At 66.5% G+C, this 8232-nt stretch carries 5 protein-coding genes; 4 read left to right on the top strand and 1 reads right to left on the bottom strand.

What is annotated here, in order from left to right; genetic code table 11:
- Positions 1–121: 121 nt before the first annotated feature.
- Positions 122–2785: an S-layer homology domain-containing protein gene (locus B5F85_RS10350; RefSeq protein WP_143786177.1), complete on the bottom strand. Its 2664-nt coding sequence runs from the start codon at positions 2783–2785 to the stop codon at positions 122–124.
- A gap of 134 nt (positions 2786–2919) precedes the next feature.
- Here B5F85_RS10350 and B5F85_RS10345 point away from each other — a divergent pair, with 134 nt between their 5' ends.
- From B5F85_RS10345 to B5F85_RS10330, 4 genes are all read left to right on the top strand, one after another.
- The gene (locus tag B5F85_RS10345) at positions 2920–4269 is read left to right on the top strand and encodes an RNA-binding domain-containing protein (RefSeq protein ID WP_087316998.1); all 1350 of its coding nucleotides are present in this window, start codon (positions 2920–2922) and stop codon (positions 4267–4269) included.
- 320 nt (positions 4270–4589) lie between these two features.
- Positions 4590–5174, top strand: a complete 585-nt coding sequence (locus tag B5F85_RS10340) for a type IV toxin-antitoxin system AbiEi family antitoxin domain-containing protein (protein ID WP_204204782.1) — start codon at positions 4590–4592, stop codon at positions 5172–5174.
- Positions 5171–6010, top strand: a complete 840-nt coding sequence (locus tag B5F85_RS10335; RefSeq protein WP_087316995.1) for a nucleotidyl transferase AbiEii/AbiGii toxin family protein — start codon at positions 5171–5173, stop codon at positions 6008–6010. The genes B5F85_RS10340 and B5F85_RS10335 overlap by 4 nt, the downstream gene beginning before the upstream one ends.
- Positions 6011–6098: 88 nt before the next feature.
- On the top strand, positions 6099–8232 hold a 2134-nt coding region (locus B5F85_RS10330), incomplete at its 3' end, for a hypothetical protein (protein WP_204204781.1).

Raw genomic sequence — 8232 nt, 5'->3', positions numbered from 1 at the left:
CACCGTCACGCCCTGCGCCACGCTGACAGCCTGCTCGAGCCTTGTAGGCTCCCCATCGGGCTCTGGGAGGCCCAGAGCCCGATGGGGAGCCCTCCCCCGGAGGGGAGGGCGGCCACCCAGGCTAGGCCTCGGGGAGCATGTAGTTCACGACCATGGACGCGCAGGTGCCGCGGTTCATGAGGGCGGTCGGGCTGACCCTGCCGTCGTTGCCCATGACCTTCTTGGACACGGCCCAGGCGACGCCCTGCTCGGCCCACTCGGTGACGCTGTCGGCGTCGGGCATCTCGGCGAGCGCGGCGGAGTTGTCCTTCGCCACGTCCTCGTCGCGGAGGACCTTCTCGGCGAAGTTGGCGAGCATGCAGGCGAACTCCTCGCGGGTGATCTTGCGCAGCGGCTGGAAGGTGCCGTCGCCGTAGCCGTTGATCACGCCGTTCTGCTTGGCCCAGTAGATCGCCTCGGCGTAGAACTGCTTGCCGTCGACGTCGGAGAAGCCGGTGAGCCAGCCGATGTGCTCGTTGTAGCTCTTGTCGGTCTCGTCGACGTGCGCGCCGCTCACGTTGTAGAGCACGCAGGCGACCTCGCCGCGGGTGAGCTCGGAGAGCGGGGAGAAGGTGCCGGACTGGGGGACGTAGCCAACCTGGTGAGAGGTGTTGTCGTAAACGGGCTCCGGCGCCGTGGTGCCGTTCATGTAGCCCGCCACGAGGGCCTTCTCGACGGGCTCGAAGTACCAGTCGGAGGGCTGGACGTCCTTGAAGGAGCCGCCCAGGGAGACGGTGAAGGGAACGGTGACGGACGTAGCGCCCTCGGGGAGGATGAAGTTGGAGGCGATGTCCTCGGGCACGGTGGCGGTGAGGCGGTACTGGCCGCCGATGAGGGTGTCCCCGTCGTCGTCCAGGCCGACGGTGCCGACCTCCTTCCAGGTGCCCTCGTCATTGATCTCGACGACGACATCGACGACGTCGGGCAGGGCCTCGTCGCCGTAGACGAGCTCGAGGCTGGAGATTGCGGAGGTGGAGGTGCTCACGTCGTAGCCGTTGGCCTTGGCCGGGAGGTAGTTCTCGCCGGCGACGCCGTTCCACTTCTCGATGGCGCCGATCTCGAGCTTGGTGAGGTCGACCTTGCTGATGGTGACGGGCATCTCGGTGGTGCCGGAGAGCTTGTACCAGGAGCTCGTGACGACGAGCGTGTACTCGCCGGCGTCGACCGCCTCGTCGACGACCTCGTCGCCCTTGAGCAGCTCGACGGTGAAATCATCAGGCTCCTTGCCGTTGAAGGTCACCTCGAAATCGTTGGCCTCGAGGGGCACGCCGTCGTAGCCCTTCTCGTAGGAGGTGACGGCGACGGGGTCCTCGCCGGGCGCGACGGGCGGGTAGACGAAGACGGAGGTGTCCGCGTCGAGGGAGCCCTTGTAGATGGTCACGGTGACCGTGGCGGCGCCGGCGTAGTCGTTGCCATCCTCGTCGTCGGCCGTCACGACCAGCTTGTAGACGCCCGGGAGGCCCGCCTCGATGTCGGCCTCGGCGTTACCGGAGTAGGTGACGCTGCCGTCCTCGACCTTCTTGTCGTAGTCGACGTCGACGCTGACCTCGGTGTCGGCAATCTCGGTCTTGCCGTTGAACGCCTCGATGTCGGAGACGTCGAACTCCTCGCCCTTGGAGGCGTCGAGCTCGTAGGAGTCCTCGAGCGAGGCGTTCTTGTAGGTGAAGGTCGCGATGTTCTCGACCTTGCGGCCGGGCCAGGTCTTAGTGGCGTTGGCAACCTGCCCGCCGATCTGGATGTTGGCGCCGTCGGGCGTAGTCACCTTGAACTGGTAGGTCCCGGGGGTGCTGGTGGAAGTCGTCGGGGCGACGGAGACGAGGGACGGGTCGAGGAAGGTGGTGAACTTGCTCCCGTTGGCGCCGGCGTCCTCCCTGCTCACGGAGACGGGGGTCGCGTCGGGGCTCTCCTCGAACGGTGCGATGACGATGTCGGTGCTGACGTCGATCTTGAAGCGCCCCACCTCGACCGGGCAGCTGGTCTCGCTGCCGGCGTACTTGCCCTCGCCCTTGAGGGTCGCGACGTAGGTGCCGGCGTCGGTGACGGAGTCGACGGCCTTGCCGCCCTTGGTGTAGGTGACCGTGTAGTCCTTGCCCTCCTCGAGTACGTCGTACGGGCTGTTGGCCGTCTTGAAGTCGACGTCGAGGGCGGAGCCGGTGTAGATGAAGGTCATGTCGGCCTTCTCGCCGTTCTCGAAGGCGACGACCTGCGGGAGGTCGATGCCCTTGACGACGAAGTTGGACTTGAAGGTCTGGCCGGCGTAGGGGCTGCCCGCGAGGCCGGTGACGGTGATGACGTACTCGCCGGCGTCGTCGACCTTGTTGCCGGAGAGGGCGGCGCCGGTGGCGTTGCCGTCCTCGTCGGCCCGGTAGACGCGGACGCGGTAGTCCTTGAAGTTGGAGTCGTTGATGTCGACCTCATCGTTGGTGCCGGCGACCTTGATCTTGTCAACGGAGACGAGGTAGGGCATGTCGTCGGAGGCGGCCACCTCCCAGACCCCGTCCTCGTTCTCGTCGCACGAGATCGAGTCGGTGTAGGAGAGGTCCCCGTCCTTGTCGGCCATGAAGGTCGGCTTCGCGGTGCCCTTCTCGAGCTCCATGCCGCCCTCGCCGCCGGGCGCGAACATCAGGCTGACGTCAGCCCCGGTCGCCAGCGCGATCGCCGGGACCGCGCCGACGGAGAGGACGCCGACGAGCGCCGCGGTGACGACGCGGCGGGCCTTCCCCCCGTTGTTGGTGCAAGCTGTCATGTGTTGTCTCCTTTTAAGGGGAGACGGGGGTGGGCCGTTCGAGGTCGTCCGGCAAGCGCACCTCCTCCGACCGCCTCGCCCTCCACTGGTAGAATGGGCCGCACGCATCGAGCCGTCGGAAGGTGGCGCATCGCATGAACCTCGGACGTGAGACCGAGCTGGTGGAGTTCAAGAAGTCGACCGGCGAGCACCGCGAGGCCATGGAGTCCATAGCCTCCATGCTCAACAAGCACGGGCGCGGGACCCTCTACTTCGGCGTCCTCAACAACGGCGACGTCGTCGGCCAGACCGTTGCGGACAAGACTCTGCGCGACATCGCCCAGGAAATAGCGGCCAAGATCCGCCCGATCATCCACCCGGAGATCACGCGGCTCGAGGACGGGGAGGGGCACGCCTACATCCGCGTCGAGTTCGAGGGCGACGACGCTCCCTACGCCTGCGACGGCCGCTACCGCATCCGCACGGCGGACTCCGACGACCTCATGTCCCCCGAGGAGGTGCGCCGCTTCGCCTCCGCTGCCTACGACCACGCCGACCCCTGGGACGGGAGGCCGTCCGGCGAGAGCCCGGATTCCGTCAGCCCCAGCGTTGTCGAGCGTTTCGTGGCCGCCGGGGTCAAGCGTGACCGCATCCCCGAGCCCTACTCCACCGACGGCACCGCCCTCGCCTCGCTCGGCCTCATAGCCCGCGACGGCTCCCTCACCAACGCGGGGGCCACGCTCTTCTGCCGGGGAGGCCGTCCCTTCCGCCTCACCATGGGCGTCGTCGCCGGAAACGATCGTGCGGGCACCATCCTCGACCTCGTGCAGGAGGACGGCCCCGTCTTCGACCTCATCGACCGCGCCGAGCACTTCGTGATGGCAAACATCCGGCGCCGCCTCGTGTTCGGCACGGGCGTCGCCCGCGAGGAGGTGCCCGAGATTCCGCGCGCCGCCGTGCGCGAGGCCGTCGTCAACGCGTTCTGCCACCGCGACTGGAGGGACCCGTCCGCCGTGGTCATCGACGTGTTCACCGACACGGTGTCCATCACGAACCCGGGGCTGTTCCCCGAGGGCAAGCCGCCGGAGTCCTTCATGGCCGGATCCGTCGCCCCCTCCAGGCCGCGCAACCCCCTGCTCGCCAGCGCGCTCTACAAGGGAGGTCTCATCGAGACCTACGGCAGCGGCATCCGCCGCATCAAGTCGCTCTGCGAGGAGGCGGGCGTGCGCTTCGGTTACCGTCAGGACTGCGGGTGCACGACGATTGTTTTCCACCGCCCCGGCTCGCAACTCGTCGGCGAGGCCGCCGACGTCGAGCTCGACGGCCGCAAGCGCATCCTCGCCCTGCTTTCCGATGGGGAGACCCGCACGTCCGGCGCGATTTCCGAGGCGCTTGGGATGAGCCGTCGCAGCACGCAGCGCGTCTTGGGGCTCCTCGAAGCCGATGGCGCCGTCGAGCGCGTTGGTGGCGGACGGGGCACGAAGTGGCGCAGGGGGGACTCGTAGGTCCCCGCATCGCGCCAGAATCGCGCCAGAATCGCGCCAACTGGCGCGATTCCGGTCCAATGGAACTCAACCTGTGCTGTGCGGCGCGTGGGCAGCCTGACGAGCGCCGCCGCGCACTTTAAGGGGAGGCGGGGCGGCGCCGTCCTTCCCGGCGAGACCGTTCGGCGACGTTCCGCCCGGGCATGTGCGCCGTGTGCTGTTCAGGCGGGTGTCTTCGTCCGAGTTGGTCGGCTTGCCCGTAACCCGCCGCCCTCGCGTTGTACAATCGCGCTGAACATGAGAGAATATTCAGCGCGGCTGTACGAAAGGAGGGGGCCGGGGTGGAGAGGATTGCCGAAATCGCCGCGGGGGGCAACGGGTACGTCACGTCAGCCCAGGCGACCTCCGCGGGAATCCCCAGGAGGGCGCTCTCCGAGGCCGTCGCCTCCGGCGAGCTCGTCCGTGTTGGGCGCGGGCTGTACGCCCTCCCGGACGTCTGGGAGGACGAGCTCTTCGTCACTCAGCACCGGTTTGCTCGGGGGACGTTTTCCGACGAGACCGCGCTCTTCCTACACGGGCTGACGGACCGCGCCCCGTTTTCGATCACGATGACGTTCCCGAGGTCGTACAACGCAAAGTCCGCCAGGGAGGCAGGAATCGTATGCCGCACGTGCGCCGACGATGTGCTGGGCCTCGGGGCGTGCGAGGTGAGGACCCCGTTTGGCAACACCGTCAGGGCGTACGACGTCGAGAGGACGCTGTGCGACGTCGTGCGCGGCCAGGGGGTCGTTGACTCGCAGGTCGTCGTCCCGGCCATGCGCGCGTACGCCGCGAGCAGGGACCGCGACCCCGCGAAGCTCATGGGCTTCGCCCGCAGGCTCGGAGTCGGGGCGAAGGTGAGGCGCTACTTGGAGGCACTTCTGTGAAGACGAGGAACGCAACGCAGCTCAAGGCGCGCATCAACAACAGGGCGAGGGAGGCGGGCATACCCCCGCAGGCCCTCATGCAGAGCTATCTGATCGAGAGGCTTCTCGAGCGGCTGTCCAGGTCGGGCTGGCGCGAGAGGGTCGTCGTCAAGGGCGGCGTGCTCATCTCGTCGCTCGTGGGCGTGGCGTCTCGCACCACCATGGACCTGGACACGACCGTCCGGGGGCTCGACCTCACCCACGAGTCCGCGGAGTCGGTGTTCCGGGAGGTCGCTTCCGTCCCGTCTGACGATGACTGGGCGTTCGAGTTCGACCGCACCGAAGACATCAGGGAGGCCGACGAGTACCCCGGTATCCGCGTGCACCTCAGGGCGGTCTACCCGCCCATGGCGGTGCCGCTCACCATCGACGTGACCACCGGGGACAGGATCACCCCGGGGCCCGTGGAGTACGAGTACCCCCTGCTGTTTGGCGAGGGCTCCATCAACCTAATGGCCTACCCCCTCGAGACCGTGCTGGCGGAGAAGCTGGAGACGGTGGTCTCTCGCGGAGTCGCCAACACGCGCCCGCGCGACTTCTACGACATACACGTGCTGTGGAGGCTCCGGGGCGCGGAGTGCGACATGGGGACGCTGCGCGCCGCCCTGGGGGCAACGTGCGAGAAGAGGGGTAGCTCGTCGAGGATGGCCCGGTGGCGACAAGTGCTCGACGAGATCGAGGCCGACGGGCAGATGCTCGCGCTGTGGGACAAGTACGCCCGGAGAAACCCCTACGCCTCCGGCGTCAGCCTGCGGGAGTGCTGCGGGACCGCCCGAGAGATGCTCTCCGCGATGTGACGGGGAGGGATCGCCCCGCGCGCCCCGCGTGTGCCCCGGAGTGTTCGTCGCCGCGCTTCCGCTGCCTCCCCTTAAAAGGAGACAACACATGACAGCTTGCACCAACAACGGGGGGAAGGCCCGCCGCGTCGTCACCGCGGCGCTCGTCGGCGTCCTCTCCGTCGGCGCGGTCCCGGCGATCGCGCTGGCGACCGGCACCGGCGACGTGAGCCTGCTGGCCACCGACGCCAACTACGCCGACTCCGGCTCCGTCCAGTACGAGAGCGCCAGCGCAACCTTCTACTGGAATGGCAAGGGCCAGGGCCGCGTCCCCGAGACCGTCACCACCGACGACAACCAGCCCCACGACGTCAGCCTCCGCAACGACGCCAACCTCAAGAACGGCGAGTTCTACTACTACTACGTCAAGATCGACTCCAGCAAGGGGGCGGTCAATGACCCCTCCGAGCGCACTGCTGTCCAGTACCTCGAGAACGGCAAGCTGACCCAGCTCAGGGGCACCAACGTCAAGGACGCCGACGGCAACTTCGTTGCCCCCTCCGCCAAGGGCGACTACGCGGTCGTGATCGGCCAGTACGTCGACGGCAAGTGGAACCTCCGCGACGTTGCCGACACCTTCTCCATCGTCGGCTTCTCCCTCGACGGGGCCAAGCTTGTCGACGGCAAGGACGTCGCCGACACCACCTTTAACTATACGGGTGAGGCGGGATCTCTCGCGGTCAGCGAGTGGGAGAACCGTCTCGGCGTCGCAGTCGGCAACCACGTGCTCACCAAGGGCGACGACTACACGATCAAGATCAAGGAGAAGAACTCCGGTACTCTTGTTGCCGGTGACCTCGATCTCGGCGTCACCTACGTCGCGACCATTGAGGGCCAGAACAAGTATGAGGGGACCAAGTCGTTCGACTTCACCATCGGCAAGCTCAATCTTTCGGACGCCATTGTGATTGGGCGCACTGAGACTTTTGCCCCCGGTGCGAACGCCTCGTTTAGTGATCTGGTCTACTCAATCAACGGCGTGAGCAGCTTCGGCGGGACCGGAATGGCTGACGCCCAGTTCGACGTCGATCTCGTGGACGAGGGCGCCTACACGGGCACCCAGGGCAAGTACACCTATTCAATCAGCGCGGTTCCGGGCAGCAAGTATGTTGAAGGTACTGCTACGGTTACCTACACGTATGCTGATGTCATCGCGGACGTTGACTTCACGGGGTGTGGCACCTGGGATTCCTCCGCAGATGCTTATGTCGTCGACCAGTCGAGCGAAAACCCCACGCTCTTCGACCTCACTCACCTCAAGGTGATGGCAGACCTTGACGTTGATGGCACCAATGAGAGCAACATTCGCGACCGCGCGAAGGTCACCGTCTATGATGCGGACCACAAGCCCGTCGACATGGCCGGCAAGACCCAGATCACCGACTTCGGGACCTACTACGTCGAGGTCATGGTCGACTATAAGGACGAGGTCACCGGCAGGTATGTTGCTAACACAAAGGTTGCCAAGGTCGTCGTGATGTACGATGGCGTCACCGCCGCCACTGACGTCTTCATGACCTACAGGGGCGAGAACGTCGAAAGCCGCGCCGAGGACACCTACGACGGTACCGACCTCTCCAAGAACATGGCCTTCACCGTCAAGGCCGGCGACAAGACCCTCGCCCAGGGCACCGACTACGAGGTGACCTTCGAGAAGCAGGCCGACGACGGCACCCGCACCGCCGTCGAGGAGATCGTCGACGCCGGCACCTACATCATCACCGTCCAGGGCAAGACCTACGACGGCAAGGCCGAGTTCACCTTCGTCGTCAGCCCGGTCAAGCCCGCCGAGGCCAAGGTCGTCTGGGACGTCGCGACCGCCGACGGCGGCGGCTACCTCGCCTACACCGGTGACGTGCTGACCCCGTCCTTCCGCTTCTTCGACGCCAAGGGCAACGAGATCGACGTCCCCGAGGGCTCCTACGTCGTCGACAAGTACGAGATCGAGTCTGACGGTGACTGGTCTGAGGCAGAGCTCAAGGAGGTCGGCACCTACCGCGCCTACCTCGAGACCGCCGAGGGCGTCGAGAACTACGACCTCGACATGGTCGCCGACAACATCGTTGTCTCCGAGAAGAAGATCTTCCTCGACGTGCCCGCCAACGAGTGGTACAGCCAGGGCGTCTACGACGCCGTCAAGCTCGGCTACATGAACGGCGACGGCGGCGGCAAGACCTTCGGCC

The organism is Olsenella sp. An293 (assembly GCF_002159495.1).
Classification (GTDB): Bacteria; Actinomycetota; Coriobacteriia; order Coriobacteriales; family Atopobiaceae; genus Thermophilibacter.
This window is presented reverse-complemented; position numbering and strand designations above follow the sequence as displayed.